The organism is Candidatus Accumulibacter propinquus (genome assembly GCF_056856495.1).
In genome coordinates this window covers 1,618,249-1,637,128 of record NZ_JBSEHC010000003.1, presented here as the reverse complement: position 1 = coordinate 1,637,128, position 18,880 = coordinate 1,618,249, and the positions used below count along the sequence as shown (strand labels likewise).

General features: G+C 61.6%; 16 protein-coding genes and 1 pseudogene. 5 read left to right on the top strand and 12 right to left on the bottom strand.

Annotation, left to right across the window (positions count from 1 at the left end):
• The first annotated feature begins 5 nt into the window (after nt 1-5).
• Complete coding sequence (locus tag AC15MQ_RS13360; protein WP_483080360.1) at nt 6-1,721, top strand: NAD+ synthase; 1,716 nt, start codon at nt 6-8, stop codon at nt 1,719-1,721.
• 906 nt (nt 1,722-2,627) lie between these two features.
• On the opposite strand, the pseudogene AC15MQ_RS13355 reads toward AC15MQ_RS13360, so the two are convergent.
• Nucleotides 2,628-3,584, bottom strand: a pseudogene (locus AC15MQ_RS13355) (IS5 family transposase); the annotation flags it as partial.
• A gap of 43 nt (nt 3,585-3,627) precedes the next feature.
• On the opposite strand from AC15MQ_RS13355, the gene AC15MQ_RS13350 reads away from it, so the two are divergent.
• Entirely contained in the window at nt 3,628-4,575 is a 948-nt protein-coding gene (locus AC15MQ_RS13350) for a hypothetical protein (RefSeq protein ID WP_483080359.1), read from the top strand.
• A gap of 352 nt (nt 4,576-4,927) precedes the next feature.
• Here AC15MQ_RS13350 and AC15MQ_RS13345 read toward each other — a convergent pair whose 3' ends face one another.
• From AC15MQ_RS13345 to AC15MQ_RS13335, 3 genes are all read right to left on the bottom strand, one after another.
• Entirely contained in the window at nt 4,928-6,517 is a 1,590-nt protein-coding gene (locus AC15MQ_RS13345; RefSeq protein WP_483080358.1) for an arylsulfatase, read from the bottom strand.
• A 68-nt stretch (nt 6,518-6,585) separates the two neighbouring features.
• Entirely contained in the window at nt 6,586-7,620 is a 1,035-nt protein-coding gene (locus AC15MQ_RS13340) for an HAD family hydrolase (protein WP_483080357.1), read from the bottom strand.
• A 92-nt stretch (nt 7,621-7,712) separates the two neighbouring features.
• Nucleotides 7,713-9,413: an arylsulfatase gene (locus tag AC15MQ_RS13335; protein ID WP_483080356.1), complete on the bottom strand. Its 1,701-nt coding sequence runs from the start codon at nt 9,411-9,413 to the stop codon at nt 7,713-7,715.
• A 257-nt stretch (nt 9,414-9,670) separates the two neighbouring features.
• Between AC15MQ_RS13335 and AC15MQ_RS13330 the strand changes: the two genes are divergently transcribed.
• The 3 genes from AC15MQ_RS13330 (at nt 9,671) to AC15MQ_RS13320 (ending at nt 12,931) form a co-directional block, all read left to right on the top strand.
• Nucleotides 9,671-10,066 (top strand): response regulator transcription factor, encoded by a 396-nt coding sequence (locus tag AC15MQ_RS13330; protein ID WP_483080355.1) that lies wholly within the window; start codon nt 9,671-9,673, stop codon nt 10,064-10,066.
• A 382-nt stretch (nt 10,067-10,448) separates the two neighbouring features.
• Nucleotides 10,449-12,278, top strand: coding sequence for a sensor histidine kinase (locus AC15MQ_RS13325; RefSeq protein ID WP_483080354.1), 1,830 nt, complete (start codon nt 10,449-10,451; stop codon nt 12,276-12,278).
• The gene (locus AC15MQ_RS13320; protein WP_483080353.1) at nt 12,275-12,931 is read left to right on the top strand and encodes a response regulator transcription factor; all 657 of its coding nucleotides are present in this window, start codon (nt 12,275-12,277) and stop codon (nt 12,929-12,931) included. Before AC15MQ_RS13325 ends, AC15MQ_RS13320 begins: the two co-directional genes overlap by 4 nt.
• 15 nt (nt 12,932-12,946) lie before the next feature.
• On the opposite strand, the gene AC15MQ_RS13315 is transcribed toward AC15MQ_RS13320, so the two are convergent.
• The 8 genes from AC15MQ_RS13315 to infA form a co-directional block, all read right to left on the bottom strand.
• Nucleotides 12,947-15,364: a tetratricopeptide repeat protein gene (locus AC15MQ_RS13315; RefSeq protein ID WP_483080352.1), complete on the bottom strand. Its 2,418-nt coding sequence runs from the start codon at nt 15,362-15,364 to the stop codon at nt 12,947-12,949.
• A 183-nt stretch (nt 15,365-15,547) separates the two neighbouring features.
• The gene (gene rplQ / locus AC15MQ_RS13310; RefSeq protein WP_332336765.1) at nt 15,548-15,934 is read right to left on the bottom strand and encodes a 50S ribosomal protein L17; all 387 of its coding nucleotides are present in this window, start codon (nt 15,932-15,934) and stop codon (nt 15,548-15,550) included.
• Between the two features lie 30 nt (nt 15,935-15,964).
• The gene (locus tag AC15MQ_RS13305) at nt 15,965-16,939 is read right to left on the bottom strand and encodes a DNA-directed RNA polymerase subunit alpha (protein ID WP_287652024.1); all 975 of its coding nucleotides are present in this window, start codon (nt 16,937-16,939) and stop codon (nt 15,965-15,967) included.
• 42 nt (nt 16,940-16,981) lie between these two features.
• Nucleotides 16,982-17,611, bottom strand: a complete 630-nt coding sequence (rpsD, locus tag AC15MQ_RS13300) for a 30S ribosomal protein S4 (RefSeq protein ID WP_287652025.1) — start codon at nt 17,609-17,611, stop codon at nt 16,982-16,984.
• 12 nt (nt 17,612-17,623) lie between these two features.
• The gene (gene rpsK / locus AC15MQ_RS13295; protein WP_034938510.1) at nt 17,624-18,019 is read right to left on the bottom strand and encodes a 30S ribosomal protein S11; all 396 of its coding nucleotides are present in this window, start codon (nt 18,017-18,019) and stop codon (nt 17,624-17,626) included.
• Between the two features lie 20 nt (nt 18,020-18,039).
• The gene (gene rpsM / locus AC15MQ_RS13290; protein ID WP_287652026.1) at nt 18,040-18,402 is read right to left on the bottom strand and encodes a 30S ribosomal protein S13; all 363 of its coding nucleotides are present in this window, start codon (nt 18,400-18,402) and stop codon (nt 18,040-18,042) included.
• Between the two features lie 77 nt (nt 18,403-18,479).
• Nucleotides 18,480-18,593: a 50S ribosomal protein L36 gene (rpmJ, locus tag AC15MQ_RS13285; protein WP_034923764.1), complete on the bottom strand. Its 114-nt coding sequence runs from the start codon at nt 18,591-18,593 to the stop codon at nt 18,480-18,482.
• A gap of 67 nt (nt 18,594-18,660) precedes the next feature.
• Nucleotides 18,661-18,879, bottom strand: a complete 219-nt coding sequence (gene infA / locus AC15MQ_RS13280; RefSeq protein ID WP_287635448.1) for a translation initiation factor IF-1 — start codon at nt 18,877-18,879, stop codon at nt 18,661-18,663.
• Nucleotide 18,880 lies beyond the last annotated feature (1 nt).

Here is an 18,880-nt window from a genome sequence, read left to right as displayed (position 1 = left end):
GTCGCATGGCCAAAAAACCGCTGCGCATCACCCTCGCCCAACTCAACTACCGGATCTGCGACTTCGCGCGCAATCTCGGCCGAATCACCGACGCCGTGCAGAGCGCTGCGGCAGCCGACCTGATCGTCTTTTCCGAGCTTTGCCTGAGCGGCTACTCCCCGCAGGATCGGGTCGAGGAACCGGAATTCCTCGCCCGTCAGGACGCGGCACTGGCCGCCGTGTGCGCGCTGTCGAAGAGCACACGCGCGGCGCTGGTCATCGGCGCGGTCAGCGTCAATGCCGGCGTCGGCAAGCCGCTGCACAACAGTCTGCTGCTGGTGCAGGACGGGCGGGTCAGGCTGCGCTATCACAAACAACTGCTGCCCACCTACAACATCTTCGACGAGCGGCGTCACTTCGAGCCCGGCGAAGCGCACGCCGCAGTACTCGAACTGGCCGGTTACCGCGTCGGCTTTCTGATCTGCGAGGATGCCTGGAACGACGAGAACCGCGACTACCCGGCCAACCCCCTGCGCGACATCGCCGCCGCCGGCGTCGATCTCGTCGTCAGCATCAACGCCAGCCCGTCGAACGTCGGCAAGACCGCCGAGCGCCAGCGCATTCTCAGCGCCGCCGCCACCAGGCATGGCGTCCCGATGGTCTACGTGAACCAGGTCGGCTGCAACGACGAGATCGTCTTCGACGGCGGCTCCCTGCTCGTCGACCCGCGGCTGGGAGTCGTACACCGGCTGCCGTTGTTCGCCGAAGCCGTCGAAACCGTCGGCTTCACCGGCGGCCGGGGCGAAGCGCGCGCCGGCGTCTTCCTGGCCGAAGGAAAGCGCTGCACCACCCGCGTGTCCACCGAACAGAGCGATATGGACTTCTACTATCGGCAGATCGTTCTCGGGCTCCGCGACTACGTCGACAAGACCGGCTTTCACGGGGTCGTCATCGGTGCGTCCGGCGGCATCGACTCGGCACTGACCCTGGCTCTCGCCACCGACGCCCTCGGCGCCGAACGCGTGCGCGCGCTGACCATGCCCTCCCGGTATTCAAGTACCGGTAGCGTCGACGATTCGGCGACCCTGTGCGCCAATCTCGGAGTGCAACTTTTCCGCCACGACATCGGCACGCTGTTCGACGCCTACCGCAGCGGCTTCAGCGCCGCGCTAGGCGTCGAACCTTCCGCGCTGACGCAGGAAAACGTCCAGGCGCGCATCCGCGGCGCGATCCTGATGGAGTTCTCCAACCACTTTGGCCATCTCGTGCTGTCGACCGGCAACAAAAGCGAAATCAGCGTCGGCTACACCACCCTCTACGGCGACATGAACGGTGGCCTGAACCTGATCGGCGATCTGTACAAGACCGAGGTCTTCGCCCTGGCCCGGCACTACAACCAGCGGCACGCCGCCGAGCGCATTCCGCGGGCGATTCTCGACAAGGAGCCCTCAGCCGAACTCGCGCCGGGGCAACGCGACGGCGACACCCTGCCGCCCTATCCGGTGCTCGACGAGATCCTCAAGCTGCACATCGAGGGACGCCGCTTGCGTCCGGAAGAATTCAGCCGCGCGCAGGCCTTCGTCGCCGGTCTCGAAGCCGCCGGCCAACAGGAACTGCTGCGCCGGGTCACCGGCATGGTGGCCCGGAGCGAGTTCAAGCGCCGTCAGGCACCGCCGATCATTCGTCTGCGCGGTCGCGCCTTCGGCAACGGCCGCCAGATGCCGATCGCCGCGCAGGGGTGAACAGCCGCGCACGCACCGGCACGACAGGGCATGCCTTCATCGTCGAAGCCATCGCTGCACGGGAGGTGTTGGAGAGCAGCCCGCTGATCGGCCGACCCACTGCAGCCGGCACAAGCGCGAACTCGTCATCGGGCGCCGCACCCACGGAACCCTGGCCCTCTACCGTGACGCCTCCGGGATCGAAGCCACCTGTTCCAGGAACCCGACGCCGCATCTCCTGGCCTGCAAGCCACGCCTGGAGAAATTGCGTTTCCTCTTTCGCCTGGCGATGGATCTGCGCTACCTCGTGCTTGAAATTGCCCGCTCGCCGGCTGGAAATCTCCGCTTGCGGTCGGCATGGGCCTCCGCGCGTGCCTGAAATACCGGCTCGCGGTCTGGAAATGGCGGCGGTCGATGTTGAAATCGCTGCCAGCGTTCTGGAAATCGCTGCCGGTGTGCAGGAAGTCGCTGCCGGCGACCTGGAAACGCCTGCTTGGGAGTGCGCAAGGCCTGCCCACCCCCGGTCAACGCCCGGAGGCGCCTGGTCAGCCCCCAGAGACACCCGGTCGGTCAGCCCCCGGAGCCCCTCGATAAACACCGAAACGGTCAGGGCAAACACCGCCGCGACGGTCGCGAACGCTTCGCCGGCCGTGCGTAACGCCCGCAGACGCGTCGGTAGCCCCGGCGCGCACGGCGGCCGGCAAATCCCGCTGCCAAAAGGCGAATGGCGCGCTACCATGGGTGTTCTCCGGAACGATCCGGGGAATCCTTGAAACCCAACTCTGGAAAGGAGCAAACGATGGAAGCGTATCAGGCGATTCAGAATGGCGTTGCTGCACTATTAGCAATTACTAATATACCATTTGGCTTGGTCGCGAAATTTCGGCATGACTCCCCCTTTTTCCCGCGCTGCTTCATGCAGCAGGACGCAATTTTCCCTACCCGGTCAGAACGCGGCATGCCCAGGTAGGTGAACGTGTTGAGGATGGCGGCGCGAACGTGAGCTTCTGTCACTTGCCGCTCGAAGGTTCGGGAGTACAGGCTGTCGCCCAGTTGCTTCAGCCGGAACATCATGTTCTCGGCGATGCTGCGCCGGTGGTAACCGCTGTCGTTCTTCCAGCCGGCGAGTCCCTTGGCTTCGATTTCCTGGAGGATGACGTCGCGGGGGTGGTCGTCTCCCCACGCAACCGCTCCATCGCGGGGCGGGATGGTGGCACGCGCGTCCCGCTCGGCGATCGCCGCATGGCAGCCGTGGCTGTCGTAGGCGCCATCGGCCGAGACTTGGGCGATCTCGCCTTCGACCTGATCGAGCAGGCCGGGCAAGATTTCGCTGTCGCCCCAGGCGGTGGTCGTCACTTCGATGCCGATGATGTCCTTACTGGTCTCGTCAACCGCCAGATGGATCTTCCGCCACGTGCGACGCTTACCCACCCCGTGCTGACGCACCTTCCATTCGCCTTCGCCGAAGATCTTCAGTCCCGTCGAATCGACCACCACATGCGTTGGACCCTTGCGCGGCCGACGAGGAATCTTCACCGAAAGCTGCGCAGCCCGTCGCGACATATGGGTGTGATCCGGCACCGGCAAGTCCAGTTGGCACAGGCGCATGAGCGACTTGATCAGTCCCTCCGTGGCGCGGTACGGCAACTGGAACAGCCCCTTGATCGTCAGGCACGTCTGGATGGCGGTGTCCGAGTACAGCCCGGGCTTGCCACGGCCCACCGGTGGTGCAGGAGTCCACTGGTCCCGAATACTCGCCTCGTCAAACCATATCGTCAGGTTCCCCCGGTTGACCAAGGCCCGATCGTATTCCGACCAGTTCGTCACCCGGTACCGTTGCTTCAGCCCCACCTCGCCAGTGTCCGGCTTCACGCGCATCGCCATGATCGATCTCCTCCGACAGCCCACCCCGGACCCTCCGGGGGCGATGCCAATATACTACACCAACGCCATTCAGAATCGGACGGCCCAGACGGTGGCGGTGATCAAGCAGTGCCTCCCGGACTTGAACGTCGGCGGCGTGGACGCGGCGGCGCTCATCGAGCGGTCGCGGGCGCTGGGCGCGCTGGCGCAGGCGCGCGACGAGGCGCTGGCCGATGCCGACACCGCCGGCAATGCCGAGAATCGGGGCTTCCTGGCCCTGCAGGCGCTGACGCTGTTGCTGCCGAAGGTTGCCGAGAACGAGCTCGACGACGGCATAGCCGCCGAATCGGCCTTGCTCGACCTGCTCGCGCCGGTCTATTCAATCACGCCGCGCAGCAGCGAAGCCGCGCTCGAACGCGGCAAGAAGCTGCACAGCGCCCTGAACAAGATCAACGACTACCTCGCCGGTCTGACGCCGGCGCGCGCACCGGTGAGCAGCGCCGGCAAGGGCATCGCCGAACTGGCTGCGACGATGGCCGCCCTGCCTGCCCTGGCGCAGGCCTTCGAGGATCGCGCCGCCGATGTGCGCGCCGCCCGTGCGGCCTTGCAGACGGCGGCAAGCGAACTCGACCGCCTGAACAAGCGCTTCTACAGCCGCCTCAAGGCCGAAGCGCGCAGCCATGCGCCGCTCGCCGCCGGGCTGGCGCAGATCACCACCGAGACCGCCAGCCTGCCGCCCACCCTCGGCATCCGCAGCCTGGTGCAGGGCGGCCTCGACAACCGTCAGGTGCTTTTGAGCTGCAGCCGCGGCGCCTTCACCGACGGCGCCACGCACAGCGTCGAATGGCAGGTCGCCGGCAGCGACACCGACTTCACCCACAGCGTCACCGCCGACCCCAGCGGCAACACCATCGGCCCCTTCGCCGCCGGCCAGACGGTGAAACTGCGCACGCGTGTGCGCCATGGCAAGGGCACGATCACCGGCAGCGTGCGCACGCTGACCATCGGCTAGGCGAGACCCTGCCGGACGCGCAGCGGTGAGGAGAAGGCGTAACGAGGCACGGAAGAGAACCTTCCCTTCGCCCCCATCCCCTCCCAACCGCCCCCTTGAGCAGGGAGAGGAGCCGCACGGTCCATGAAAAAGGAGTGACCGTAGCCAAGCCATGCCAGCGGTCGAGTCCAGGCTGGAACGAAACCCACTCCTCCGCAGGTGGGACATCTTGATCCGACCAGCATGAACGGTATGAGTATTTGCAGCAATCACCTTATATGGTTGGCGCATTGTTTGCATGGGCATTGCCCACCGCGTCGCGGCGAACCGAAAGTCTCGTCGCACCAAGCCGTTGCGGCATGCGCCGGCCCCTTCAGTTAACCGGCGACGCGAGATTCTCCAGTTCCTTCAGCTTCTTCATGGCCTGCATGGCCTGCAGCGAGTTGTAGTTGATATTGCTGGCGTTCAGGCTGTTGCCTTGCTGAAACGGAAATTGTGCAAGCGTCCCGAGAAATTCACCGAGCTTCTGCTGCACCGGAACGAAGAGCCAGATATTGTCAGCATACCAGCGAATATACATGCCGGATTCGTGTGGCGCCTTTTCATACGGATCAGCCCGCAGGTTGACGATTACAGGCCAGCCGGGTGCCTCCCGGACGGCAGTGGCAATGTTGCCGTTCTGCACGGCGAAATGGACCTTCCAGTCGTTCCAGCGCACCGCGTTCAATTCGCCGCCGGCGCCGAAGTAGAAGATCTCCTCGCGCGGACCCTTCTTTGCCTCGCCCTTGAAGTAGGGCAGGAAGTTGTAGCCGTCGAGGTGGGCTTTCCAGGTCTTGCCGTTGGCGGCGTAGCCCTTCTTCACCTTGTCGACGATTGCCGGCTCGCCTGCCGCCGCCAGGAGAGTTGGCAGCCAGTCTTCCTGCGAGAAGATTTCGTTGACGATCGTTCCCGGCTTGATCACCCCTGGCCAGCGCACAAGCATCGGCACCCGGAAACCGCCTTCCCATGTCGTGCCTTTCTCACCGTGGAATGGGGTTGTTCCGCCATCGGGCCAAGTGCCAGTCTCGGCGCCATTGTCGGTGCCGTAAACGATGATGGTGTTGTCGGCAACACCCAGTTCATCGAGTTGCTGCAGTACCGCGCCGACCATGTCATCGTGTTCGACCATTCCGTCGGGGTACAGGCCAATGCCCGTGCGCCCTTCTGTGGACTGCTTCAGCCGCGTCCACACGTGCATGCGCGTGGTGTTGAACCAGACGAAGAAAGGCTTTCCCTCCTTCACGGCATTGGCGACGAATTTCTGTTCGGCAGCAAAGATTTCTTCGTCGACGGTTTCCATGCGCTTCCTGGTCAGCGCGCCGGTATCCTCGATCTTTTGTCCGCCCTTGCCGTCGCTCCAGGTATGCATTACACCGCGCGGGCCATACTTCCTTCTGAACTCGGGATCCTTCGGGTAGTAGTAACCCTCTGGCTCTTCCTCGGCGTTGAGGTGGTAGAGGTTGCCGAGAAACTCGTCGAAGCCATGCACCGTCGGCAGGTGCGAGTCACGGTCACCGAGGTGATTCTTGCCGAACTGGCCGGCGACGTAGCCCTGGTTCTTGAGCAGATCCGGGATGGTCGGCGCCCAGTCGGGAATTCCCTGCGGTGACCCCGGCATGCCGATGGTCAGCAAGCCGGTGCGAAACGGGTGCTCGCCCAGGATGAACGAGGCGCGTCCGGCAGTGCAGCTCTGCTGGGCGTAGGCGTCGGTGAATATGGCGCCCTCTTTGGCGATGCGGTCGATATTGGGGGTCTTGTAGCCCATCATGCCGAGGTTGTAGGCGCTGATGTTGTGGATGCCAATGTCGTCGCCCCAGATGACCATGATATTGGGCTTTTTGGCCTGCGCGAAGGCGGGCGATGCCAGAACCAGTGTGAGGGACGCCCCGGCAACCAGTGCGGCAAACAGCAGTTTCAGTTTCATCGAATAGATCCAACGGGTTGATCGGTTTCCGGTGCCCGCCTACGGCGGCCATCAATGACTTGCATCAATCATTCAAACGAAAATATTTTCTTCCAGTCGTTCTTCATGCTGATCACGGTCCAGCCCTGCATTTTCGCCTGGTCATGGAGCGCCTGCGTGAACGCGCCGACCTTGGCCGCGGGCAGGCCCTGCGCCGGGCCGTAGGCGTATTCGCGTTGGCCATCGTCGTGCAGCACGAGCATCGCCAGACGCGCGCCGTCGCCGGCCTGGGTGTATTCGAGCATCTGCTGGTCGCCGGTCGAGTTGCCGACCGCCATGAGCGGGCGACGACCGATCATCAGATTGATGCCTTCAGGCTTGCCGGCATTATTGTCGTTGAGCATCAGCTTTGGCTCCTTGCTCAGCAGGGGCTTGCCATCCTTCGCGTAGCCGTAGGTGGTGCCAAGCGCACTGCCGACCACCTGCTCGGGAGGAATGCCGTAAATCTGTTCGGAGTAAACACGCACGAAATCCTGGCCGCCGCCGGTCACGATATAGGTCTTGTAGCCATTGGCACGCAGATATTTCAGAACCTCCTGCATCGGCAGATAGGTCAGATCGGTGTAGGGCTTCTTCCAGCGCATGTCCTTCGCTTCGGCGAGCCACTTGGCCACTTCGACCTTGAAGGCCTCGACGCTCATTCCGGTCATCGTGGCGACCGCGACTTTTTCAATATCAGGCAGCGTCAACTTGGCCATCGCCGCATGATCGCCATGCAGCACCTGTAGAACCGTTGAAAACGGGGCAACCTTGGCCAACTCGGGCCTGGCTTTGACCAGCGCCGGCACACGCTCAAGGATGTACATCGCCTGCGCATACATCGGATGCTCGACCCACAGCGTACCGTCCTGATCGAAAGTGGCAATGCGCTCGGCAGCGGGAACGAATTTCGGGCTGCCTTGCGTCGTCGTGACCCCCACGAACTCGACGATGGCCTTTTTGGCCGCGCCGTCGTTCCATGAAGGTAATGGATCGTTCTGCGCCTGGGCGTGCGCGCCCAGTGCGAGCAGTGTGCTCAACAGCAGCGTGCGAACAAGGTTTGGAAAAAAGATCATGGGTTTCATTTTTCTCTCCCAAAAATACAATGTTGAAAAACGGATGCGGGCGACCCTGCCGGGGCGCCCGCTTTGTCTTTGCTTGTCGTCAGCTTTCAGGCTCAATCGTGCCCGTTATGACCGTTCTGCTGCATGGCCTTGAGGATGCCGTCGAGGTTGTAGGTTTCAGGCGCCTGCATGGCCGGAAATTCCTTGTACGACATCAGTTCCTTTTCCCACAGCAGTTGCCCGATCGGCAACATGTTCCAGTTGTAAACATAGGCATTGCCCGGTGAGCCCAGCGCGCCGGCGTAGCCCATCAGGGACTTGGCATCGCTGCCGACCGTCGTCTCGAAGGGATCACGCTTGACGTTGGTGAGTTGGGTCCAGTGGAAGCTCTGTGCTCCAAACAGTCCGCCGGTCGCGGTATCCGGAACGATCGTGTAGTACATCTTCCAGTTCTTGTAGCGTACCGCCGACGGTTGCGAACCCGTGTAGTAGAAGAAGACTTCGCGCGCCGACTTCTCAGACTTGCCCGTGAGGTATTCGGTCTGGTCAACACCGTCGAGCTTGGTCTTTTTGATTCCGGGGTACTTGCCGGCCATGATCTGCTCGTTCAACGCATTGCCCTTCGGCCCGCCAGCGATGTTGACCAGCGTCGGCAACCAGTCGAGCGCCGAGAACATCTGGTTCTTGACCGTGTTCGGCTTGATATGCCCCGGCCAGCGGACGACCAGCGGAGCGCGCATTCCCCCTTCCCAGGTCGTCAGCTTGCCGCCCTTGAAAGGCGTCACTCCGCCATCCGGAAAGGTGATGGTTTCGGCGCCGTTGTCGGTGGTGAAGACGATGATGGTGTTGTCGAGTTGGCCCATCGTTTCGAGCTTTTTCATGACCTCGCCGATGTTGTCGTCCATTTGCTTCATGCCGGCTTCGTTGGTACCCCAGTCCTTGCCGCCGGGTTCACCAACCATGGCCTCGTATTTCGGCGACAGCATGGTCGTGATGTGCATGCGCGCCGGGTTGTACCAGACGAAGAAGGGTTTGTTGGTCTTCTTGGGGTCATTGCGCTCGAGGAAGTCGATGACCTTGGCCGATATCTCCTCGTCGACGGTCCGCGAACGATCCAGCGTCAGCGGCCCCTCGTCCTTGCAGGTCGTGTTCTTCTGTGTGCCGTCGCTGGACTTGCACCAGATGACCGGGCGTGGCGGGGTCAGACAAGTCCCGGCCCGCGGATCGATGGCGCCGGGTACCTCGGCCAAACCGGTGATCGGTGTGTTCTTGCACGGCGGGGCGATGCCCTGCAGCAGCGGGCTCTTGTTGATGTCGACAAAACTCACGCCCTGCATGGCGTCGAGGTGATAGAGGTAGCCCCAGAATTCCTGGAAGCCGTGCGAGGTCGGCAGCGCCTCGAAATGGTCGCCGAGGTGGTTCTTGCCGAACTCGCCGGTGTTGTAGCCGAGGTCGAGCAGGAACTTGGCGACTGCCGGCGTGCCCGGGCGCAGCCACGACGGGCTGCCCGGTAACTGCGGCGGGATCATGCCGGTGCGCAGCGGATGCATACCGGTAAAGAATGCGTTGCGACCGGCCGTGCAACTCTGCTCGGCGAGATAGTCCATGAATATCGCGCCTTCATTGCCGATACGATCGATGTTCGGTGTTTCGCCAACCATCAGGCCGCGGTGGTAGATGCTTGGCTGCATCCAACCGATGTCGTCGCCCATGATGAACATGATGTTGGGCTTCTCTGTAGCAGCCAGCACCGGCGCAGAAACACACAATGTGCTAGCCGCGACCATCGCCAGTGAAAGCATTCGCTGTTTCATTGCACTTCTCCTGTAAAAAATTGCAGATGACATACCGCGGGCACTGCGTGCCGCCGAAACTGCGCGCTGCTCATCGCCAGTGAAAACAGCACGACGACGCTAGATACTACATGAGAAAAATATTGCAAACATTACCCTTTCGGGCAATGCGCGCCAAGCCGCCACGGTGGCGATGGTCAGGCTTCAGGGCCGAACACAGGTCGCCTTCCCCAAAGGGAAGTGGCGCTCAGGCCTGTTGTTCAGTAGAGTGCAAGCGTATGAATTCCGACATCTTGGGCAAGACTCTTGTGGGCGTCGTTGATGATGACGAAAGCATTCGCCGTTCGGTGGCCCGACTTCTGCGCGCGGCGGGCATGCTAGCGATTACCTATGCATCGGCCGAAGAATTCCGTGCCGACGTCAAGCAGCAGCACTTTGATTGCCTCGTGCTTGATGTTCAGCTGCCCGGAATGTCCGGGATCGACCTGCGCAATCAGCTGGCGGCCCAAGGTAGCTCGACGCCGGTTCTTTTTGTCACTGCTCACGACGATCCCAAGGCTCACAAAGCCGCGATGGCTGGCCCGTGTGCCGGATTTTTTCGCAAGACCGACGCCGGAATCAGCTTCCTCGACACGATTCGCCGTGCCGTCTCATTACACACATCCGGGCAGTGATGTGCCTTAGACGGTTGGCTTCGTGAGCAACGGGACAGAGGCGCCGTTTCTCGAATCGTCGCACCGCTCACACTGGAGTTGACTGCTTCGTGCCGGCTGCGGCGAGGAATGAAGTAGTCATCGTGGAACGTCGTGACCCGCTCATTCGGTGCAAGCCGGTATCCAGAAGCCACCGCTCCAGTTCCTGGATTCCGGGTCAGGTCAGGGATGACTCTCCTTCAAGTCTGGTCGATTGAGCCTGATCGGTTACGCAGAGACTAGCGCGGACGGCAAACCCATTGTCGTGCGTATGGCTGACTAAAAGCCACTGGGTTCTGCACCCAGGACTTGCGTCAGATGCCTTTTGGTAGACTGGGCGAGACAAGCCATCGATACTATGCCCATGAACTGGATCTTCATAATCTGGCCCATGGTTGCCGGGGCCTGCCTCGCACTGGGCCTGATCGAACTGCGCATCGGCCTTGTGCCGCCAACATCAGCCACCCGTCTACTATTCGCACTGAGCGCTTTCACGGTCGCCGCCATTTCCGGCCTCGAATTGGCGTTGATGCGGGTGGATACCTTGTCAGAATGGTGGCCGGTGATGCGCTGGCTGGACATTGCCGTCGGCGTGATGCTGGTGTCGCTGACGGCATTCGTCTGGGTCTTCTTTGGCAACGGGAACAAGTGGCTTGCACCTGCCGTCCCCATTCTTTACAGCACCGGATTGATCTTCGACTATCTGCCCGGGTCCAGCATGACTTACGAAAGAATCCTCGACTTCAAAACGGTCGAAACCTTCGGTGGTGCCCGCTTCAACGTCGTCGATGGTATATCAAACCCGTGGAATGTGTTCCCGTACCTGGCGGTCCTGGCGCTGATCTTGTTCGTGGCCGTGGCCTCGGCAAGATTGTGGCACGCTGGTGGGCGACGGCGGGCGGCGGTCGTCGGGGGCGCCATCACGGTGTTCTTGTTGGTCGCCGGTGTGCATTCGGCCCTGGTCGAGACAGGGGTCTTGCAGATGCCTTATCTGATCAGTTGGTCGTATCTGTTCATTCTGGTGGCGATGGCCGACGAGTTGAATGCTGATGTCTTCACTTCGTCAAGACTCGCCGGTCAGCTACAGGAAAGCGAACGCCGCACAAATCTGGCCAGTGCCGCAGTCAATCTGGGTCTGTGGTCCTGGGACATCGTCAACAATACGATTTGGGCCACGGAAAGGGCACGCGCGCTGTTCGGCTTTTCTGACTCTGAACGCCTCAGTTTGGCGCACTTCATGAGAGCCCTTCATCCTGACGACCGCGAATCGGCAAATCTTGCCATCGAAAAGACCCTGGCCTCCGGCTGCGACTATGGAGTTGAGTACCGCGTGGCCGTTGCCGGGCAGACGCGCTGGATAGCGGCGAACGGGCAGCTTGAACGCGACTCCCGAGGCCAACCGATTCGCCTGCGCGGTGTGGTTCTCGACATTACAGCACGACGCAGCGCGGAGCTGGAATTGCAGCAATTGCAGAGTCAGCTGGCTCATGCCAGCCGAGTCTCGATGATGGGGCAGCTTGCGTCGGCACTGGCGCATGAGTTGAGCCAGCCGCTGGGCGCCATCCTGCGCAACACCGAGGCGGCCGAACTATTCCTTGAGCACGACCCGCCAGATATGGACGAACTGCGAGCCATCCTGGCTGATATCCGCCACGATGACCGGCGTGCTGGCAGCGTGATCGAACAGCTGCGTTCGCTATTGAAACGCCGAAGCATTGAACCACGCCCACTGTCAATGAGCGAACTGCTGGAGAATGTCGTTGGCCTCACACGCATCGATTTTTCCATCCGTAAGGTGCGGCTTGAATTTGAAGTCGCGCGCGAGCTGCCGTTGGTCATGAGCGATCCGGTGCACCTGCAACAAGTGTTGTTGAACCTGATCCTTAACGCGTTGGACGCCGTCGAAAACGCACCCACCGAAAGGAGGAGCGTGCTGATCCGGGTGCAGCGCCTGGGCAAGGACAAAGTAGAAGTGGCTGTCGTCGACTCCGGACACGGCATCGCACCAGTGGTACTGGAAACGCTTTTCAATCCGTTCTTTACCACCAAGCCGAACGGGATGGGCATCGGCCTCTCGATTTCGCGAACGATCATCGAGGCGCACGGCGGCCGCATATGGGCCGAGAACAACGCCGGAGAAGGCGCGACATTCAGGTTTACGCTGCCGCAGGCCGCTGAAGCGGCAGTGTCATGAGCACCCCTCAGCCCGTCGTTGTTCATGTCGTTGATGACGATACATCGTTCCGCGTCGCCCTCGCACGCTTGCTGAAGGCGGCGGGTTACACGGTTCATTCCTTTGCCTCGGCCGCCGAGTTTCTGGCCCAACTTGGCGATACAGCCGGTTGCGTCATCACGGATCTGCGGATGCCGGGCATGGACGGTCTGGATTTGCAGCAAGCCTTGGCGCGCGATATCAATGGGCTGCCGGTAATCTTCCTTTCCGGCCAAGGTGACATCCCGACAACGGTGCGGGCGATGCGCCTGGGGGCCGAGGACTTCCTCACCAAGGGCGCACCGAAGGAGGATCTGCTCGCGGCGGTGGATCGTGCAATCGCCCGCGATACCCAGCAGCGCGCCGAAAGCGCTCGGCAGCGCGAATTGCGAGCCCGAATCGAGACCCTCAAAGGGCGCGAAATCAGCGTCCTGCGCCATGTCGTCGATGGCTGGCTCAATAAGCAGATTGCTGCCGAACTGGAGATCAGCGAGCGGATGGTGAAGCTTCACCGTACCGCCATCACGTCCAAGCTCCAGGTTCGCTCCGTGGCCGAGTTGACGCGACTTGTGCAAGCTGCGGGATTGTTCGGAACGTCCAGCGCTTCCCTGACACGCCCTGATCAGGCCAAGTGACGAGCGAACCGTCGATCAGCGCGCTTCGAGTTCCTCGATCAGGCGTTTCACGCTGGCGTTATCCGGCATCAACTCGTCGATTTGTCTGGCGTAACGCAGAGCACTGCCCTTGTCGCCTGCCTCGCGGTTGATCGAGATAAGCGCACCGAGAATGTCCAGATTGGCAGGGAAGCGCTTGTTGGCGCTGCGCAGGATGATCAGGGCTTCATCACGTTTGCCGGCTGAATGCACGGCAATGGCCTGGACATAGGCGTAGCGCGGATTCAACGGCGCCAGCCGGGCCGCTTCGACAAACTCTTTGAGTGCAGCCGCGCTGTCTTTCTTGCGCGTCAGGGCCAAGCCCAGCGAATGATGCAGATCGCCATCGTTCGGCAGATTGGCCAATCCCTGGCGCAAAACCTTCTCGGCGTCCGCTTCCCGCCCCTGCTGGCGCAACGCATCGGCCAGATTGACATAGGCGCCGGTCAGACCCGGGTCACGCGCAACGGCCCGCTCGAAAGCGGCAATGGCCTCGCCGCTGCGGCCCTGGCGCATGCGCAAATTGCCTAGGTTGACACTACCCGAAGGCCAGTCGGCTTCCAGCGCCAGCGAGTCCTCGTACTCCTTCAGGGCGGCGGCGCGCGCCGCACGTTGGCTCTCGGGAATCTGACTATCGGGGATATCGGCAAGGATGCGGGCGGCTTCGACGCGCACGCCACGAATTGAATCCGTGAGCAGGGGCGCGACACTCAGCACCCGGTTGATTCTGTCCGCCGGCTCGATCATGCCGAGCGCGGCAATGCGCACCTGCGGGTCGCTGTCCTTGAGCAGCGCGCGGGCGCTCTGCAGGGTGCCGGCCGTGGCATAAGGGCGGGCTAGCGTCAGGGCGGTGGCCCGGACGATCCCGGGTTGCGCCGTGTTGTTGGCCAGTTCGAGCAACTCGGGAAGCGCTTTGATTCCCTGCGTCTGCGCCTTGTTCAGCGTCACACCGAACTGTGGACGATCTCGCCAGGTCTTGCCGTACCAGTGGTCCATGGCGCTCGCCGCCCATTGCGGCGCTTTGTCGGCGTGACACTGAATGCAGGCATTGGGACTACCCAGCGTCAGCGTCAGGTCTGGGCGCGGTACGCGTATGCTGTGGTCCTGACGTGCGTGGATGAGCATGTAATTCTGCGTCGGCATGTGGCAGGTAATGCATTGCGCGCCTTGGCCACCGAGCCGGTGCATGTGGTGTTTGGGCGCATCGAACTCGGCGGCATTGTGGCAGCGTGTGCACAGGGCATTGCCTTCGGCCCGCAGTTTCTGCGAGTGCGGTTCGTGGCAGTCCATGCAGGTGACGCCGGACTGATGCATCTTGCTTTGCAGGAATGACGCCCACACATAGTCCTCCTCGCGCTGCTGACCATCGATGTGATAAGCGGGCGAAATGGGCAAGGCCAGGCGATGGGTGTCTTCCAGCGGCGCGCCGGCCTTGCGCTCTTCACTCAGATCCGAGCGGCGAGCGTGACAGGCGGCGCAGGTGTTCATTGCCGCCGGGTCGGCCGGGGTGTCACGCACGGCAAATTTTGAATCAGTGCCAGGGAAGGTCCAGGCCTCGTGCCAGCGCGACTTTAATGGGGGCAGGCCCTTGTCGCTCCGGGCCTCGTACGGCGCCTTGGCGCTGGCGGCCCAGGTCACATGGTTCGAACCCTGGCCATGGCAGGCTTCACAGGCAACGTTGATTTCGCTGTAGGTGGTTTTGTAGCCATCGCTAACTGGGTCATAACCCTTACGCAGATTGGTCGAATGGCACTCGGCGCACTGCAGCGCCCAGTTGTGATAGATGCCGGTCCAGTGCAACGGGTCTTTCGCGTCGGCTTGCTGTTTCGGATAGAGGTGGAACCAGCGTTGCCCGCCCTCGCTCTCCGTTCGTGAATCCCAGGCGATCGGCAGTACCTGATAACGGCCGCCAGGGAAAGGGATCAGGTACTGCTGCAGCGGATAGACACCGAAGGTGTGGCTGATTTCGTAGTCGGTCAGCTTGCCGTCGGGACCGTTGGTACGTACCATGAACTTGCCGTCGCGCTTGAAGAATGACGATTCAATGCCATTCATCCTGAACCTGGCGTCAGCAAAGTTGCCGAGCACGGTCGAGTCGCCGGCGATCTGCATCGCCAGATCATGATGGGAGCCGGACCAGGCCTTGAATTCAGGTTCGTGACACGATTTACAAACCGCGGCGCCGACGTAGGTCGCTGGTTGGGCCGTAATAGCTGCTTCTGCGGCAGCAACGGGCGTCAGCGAGGTCGGCGCTGACGCGGATTTTGGCTTGTCCGGCATGGCAAGGAGCACAATCGCGACAGCCAGCGCAAGCAGGGCCAAACTGACCGCGACATGCCGCTTGCGCGATGACCGGACAGCGACGCCAGGCGTCGATGCGCTTAGCGTGGAAGGCTTGCTGGATTTGCTTTTCATGGTCATTTTGAATTGATATCAAACTGCGGGACCTTTTCCGAAGTTTCTGTCCGTCGCCGTTCGGATCGAACGTTTCATCTACATCATACGCCGGCGTAGACGCCATTACCCGCCACCCGCCTTGCGATCAGGCACAAAAAAGCCAGGCTAGGCCTGGCTTTGCGGATCGGCGATGCGTGCCGTCTACTTGTCGGCAGACTCCGTCGCGGCTTCCGGACGGTCGAGCAATTCGACATACGCCATCGGCGCATTGTCTCCGTCGCGGAAACCACACTTCAGAATCCGCAGGTAGCCGCCATTACGGGTCGCGTAACGCGGTCCGAGTTCGTCGAAGACCTTGACCACCATGTCGCGGTCGCGCAGGCGGTCGAAGGCGAGGCGACGGTTGGCCAGGCTCGGCTTCTTGCCGAGGGTGATGATCGGCTCGATGACGCGACGAAGTTCCTTCGCCTTCGGCAGCGTCGTCTTGATCAACTCCTCGCGCAACAGCGAGACGGTAATGTTGCGCAACATCGCCGAGCGATGGGCGCTGGTACGATTCAGTTTGCGAAGACCCAAACGGTGACGCATATCAATTCCTTCCTGTTCTTGTCCGGCGGCTCACTTGTCGAGTCCGGCGGGTGGCCAGTTCTCGAGCTTCATGCCCAGTGTGAGGCCGCGCGCGGCCAGCACTTCCTTGATTTCATTCAGCGACTTGCGACCCAGATTGGGGGTCTTGAGCAACTCGTTCTCGGTGCGCTGGATCAGGTCACCGATGTAGTAGATGTTCTCCGCTTTCAGGCAGTTCGCCGAGCGGACCGTCAATTCCAGGTCGTCCACCGGACGCAGCAGCAGCGGGTCGACCTGCACCGTCTTCTGGTATTCGACCGGCATGGCCGTGCCGGCGAGATCGGCGAACACCGAAAGCTGTTCCATCAGAATCCGGGCGGCGGTGCGGATCGCCTCTTCAGGCTCGATCGCACCGTTGGTCTCGATGTCCATGATCAGCTTGTCGAGATCGGTTCGCTGTTCGACACGCGCGCTCTCGACCGCATAACTGACCCGCCGCACTGGGCTGAACGAGGCGTCGAGGACCAGCTTGCCGATATTCTTGCTGCCGTCACTCAGCTGACGCAGGTTGCCAGCCACGTAGCCACGCGACTTCTCGACCTTCAGCTCCATCGCCAGCTTGCCGCCGGCGGAAAGCTGCGCGATCACATGCTCGGGGTTGATGATCTCGACGTCATGCGAAACCTCGATATCCGCGGCCCGAACGACGCCCTTGCCTTCCTTGCGGAGCTGCAGGACGACCTCATCGCGGTTGTGCAGTTTGAAAACCACCCCTTTGAGATTCAGGAGGATGTCGACGACATCCTCCTGGACGCCATCGATCGTCGAATATTCATGCAGCACGCCTTCGATGCTGACCTCGGTCGGTGCATAACCCGGCATCGACGAGAGCAGAATCCGTCGCAACGCGTTGCCGAGGGTGTGCCCGAAGCCGCGTTCGAACGGCTCCATGACCACCCGGGCGTGCACCGGCGACAAGCTCTGCACATCGATGATGCGCGGTTTAAATAGTCCACTGCTTTGCATGTACTGTCCTTTGCCTGATGCCGTCAAGCCTCGTCGCTACGACTACTTCGAGTAGAGTTCGATGACAAGACTCTCGTTGATCGTCGGCGGCAGTTCGCTACGTTCCGGGTGCGCTTTGTAAGTGCCCTTCGCAGCCTTTGCATCCACCTCGACCCACTCCGGAAAACCCCGAGCTTCCGCGGCGGCAAGCGCGGCCTTGATACGCAGGTGGACCTTTGCCTTGTCGCAGACTTCGACGACGTCACCCGGACGGACCTGATACGACGGGATGTTCACCCGGCGACCGTTGACCAGCACGCCATTGTGGCGAACGACCTGACGCGACTCCGAGCGCGAAGCGGCGAAGCCCATGCGGTAACAGACGCTGTCGAGGCGCGCTTCCAGCAACTGCAGCAGCACTTCGCCGGTCACGCCCTTGCGCCGGTCGGCTTCCTTGTACACCTTGCGGAACTGGCCTTCGAGAACGCCATAGATCCGCCGGATCTTCTGCTTCTCCCGCAGGTGAACGCCATAGTCGGACAAGCGCTGCCCGGACTTCTGGCCATGCTGACCGGGTGCGTACGAGCGACGTTCGATCGCGCACTTGTCGGTAAAGCACTTTTCGCCCTTGAGGAACAACTTTTCGCCTTCACGGCGGCACTGACGGCACTTCGGATCGAGATTGCGAGCCACTTTTCCTTCTCCTTAAATCCGACGCCTTTTGGGCGGACGGCAGCCATTGTGCGGGATCGGCGTCACATCGGTAATCGCCGTGATCTTCATGCCGAGCGCATTGAGCGCGCGCACCGAGGATTCACGTCCGGGTCCTGGACCCTTGATGCGCACTTCGAGATTCTTGACGCCGCACTCGACGGCCACCCTGCCGGCGGCTTCTGCGGCGACCTGCGCGGCAAACGGCGTGCTCTTGCGCGAGCCCTTGAAGCCGGCGCCGCCCGAGGTTGCCCACGACAGCGCATTCCCCTGGCGATCGGTAATGGTGATGATCGTATTGTTGAACGAGGCGTGGATGTGTGCGACACCCTCGGCCACGTTCTTTCTGATCTTGACTTTCTTGCGAACTTTTGTAGCGGTCTTGGCCATAGTCAGGTCCTAGTTCCTAATCATTTCTTGCCGGCGATCGGCTTCCGCGGACCCTTGCGAGTACGGGCGTTGGTCCGCGTCCGCTGACCACGCGACGGCAGGCCCTTGCGGTGCCGAAGCCCTCGATAGCAGCCGAGATCCATCAATCGCTTGATGCTCATCGTGACTTCGCGACGCAGATCGCCCTCGACGCTGAACTTGCCGATCTGATCGCGCAGGCGCTCCAGTTCGGCCTCGGTGAGGTCCTTCATTTTTGTTGAACGTTGAACCCCGGCAGCATCACAGATTTTCTGTGCGCGCGGACGTCCGATACCGTAGATGGCGGTAAGCGCGATCTCGGCATGCTGGTGGTTCGGGAGGTTTACGCCTGCGATGCGGGCCATCGATTCACCCCAAAATAATCGAAACTTACAGTTATACCTTCAACCGACTGACGATCCACAGTTGTGGGTCGCAGCGATCAACCTTGACGCTGTTTGTGACGCCGATCCGTACAGATCACGCGCACGATGCCGTGGCGCCGAATAATCTTGCACTTCCGGCAAATGCGTTTCACAGAGGCCAGCACTTTCATGATTCACTCCTGTTTCCCCGGCACGAGGCGCAGCCAGCCTTTCGCCGGGTTGTTGCGTAGAGATTCTTCACTTGGCGCGGAAGACGATTCGCGCGCGACTCAGATCGTAGGGCGTAAGCTGCACTGTCACCTTGTCGCCCGGCAGGATCCGGATGTAGTGCATCCGCATCTTGCCGGATATGAAACCCAGGACGATGTGGCCGTTTTCCAGTTTGACCCGGAAGGTGGCGTTGGGGAGGTTTTCGATGACCTCGCCCTGCATTTCAATCAAATCTTCCTTTGCCATC

Bases quoted from the DNA above. Each gene is read 5' to 3' on its own strand.
- AC15MQ_RS13360 (WP_483080360.1), top strand. From the start codon at position 6: ATGGCCAAAAAACCGCTGCGCATCACCCTCGCCCAACTCAACTACCGG.
- AC15MQ_RS13350 (WP_483080359.1), top strand. From the start codon at position 3,628: ATGCCAATATACTACACCAACGCCATTCAGAATCGGACGGCCCAGACG.
- AC15MQ_RS13345 (WP_483080358.1), bottom strand. From the start codon at position 6,517: ATGAAACTGAAACTGCTGTTTGCCGCACTGGTTGCCGGGGCGTCCCTC.
- AC15MQ_RS13340 (WP_483080357.1), bottom strand. From the start codon at position 7,620: ATGAAACCCATGATCTTTTTTCCAAACCTTGTTCGCACGCTGCTGTTG.
- AC15MQ_RS13335 (WP_483080356.1), bottom strand. From the start codon at position 9,413: ATGAAACAGCGAATGCTTTCACTGGCGATGGTCGCGGCTAGCACATTG.
- AC15MQ_RS13330 (WP_483080355.1), top strand. From the start codon at position 9,671: ATGAATTCCGACATCTTGGGCAAGACTCTTGTGGGCGTCGTTGATGAT.
- AC15MQ_RS13325 (WP_483080354.1), top strand. From the start codon at position 10,449: ATGAACTGGATCTTCATAATCTGGCCCATGGTTGCCGGGGCCTGCCTC.
- AC15MQ_RS13320 (WP_483080353.1), top strand. From the start codon at position 12,275: ATGAGCACCCCTCAGCCCGTCGTTGTTCATGTCGTTGATGACGATACA.
- AC15MQ_RS13315 (WP_483080352.1), bottom strand. From the start codon at position 15,364: ATGAAAAGCAAATCCAGCAAGCCTTCCACGCTAAGCGCATCGACGCCT.
- rplQ (WP_332336765.1), bottom strand. From the start codon at position 15,934: ATGCGTCACCGTTTGGGTCTTCGCAAACTGAATCGTACCAGCGCCCAT.
- AC15MQ_RS13305 (WP_287652024.1), bottom strand. From the start codon at position 16,939: ATGCAAAGCAGTGGACTATTTAAACCGCGCATCATCGATGTGCAGAGC.
- rpsK (WP_034938510.1), bottom strand. From the start codon at position 18,019: ATGGCCAAGACCGCTACAAAAGTTCGCAAGAAAGTCAAGATCAGAAAG.
- rpsM (WP_287652026.1), bottom strand. From the start codon at position 18,402: ATGGCCCGCATCGCAGGCGTAAACCTCCCGAACCACCAGCATGCCGAG.
- rpmJ (WP_034923764.1), bottom strand. From the start codon at position 18,593: ATGAAAGTGCTGGCCTCTGTGAAACGCATTTGCCGGAAGTGCAAGATT.
- infA (WP_287635448.1), bottom strand. From the start codon at position 18,879: ATGGCAAAGGAAGATTTGATTGAAATGCAGGGCGAGGTCATCGAAAAC.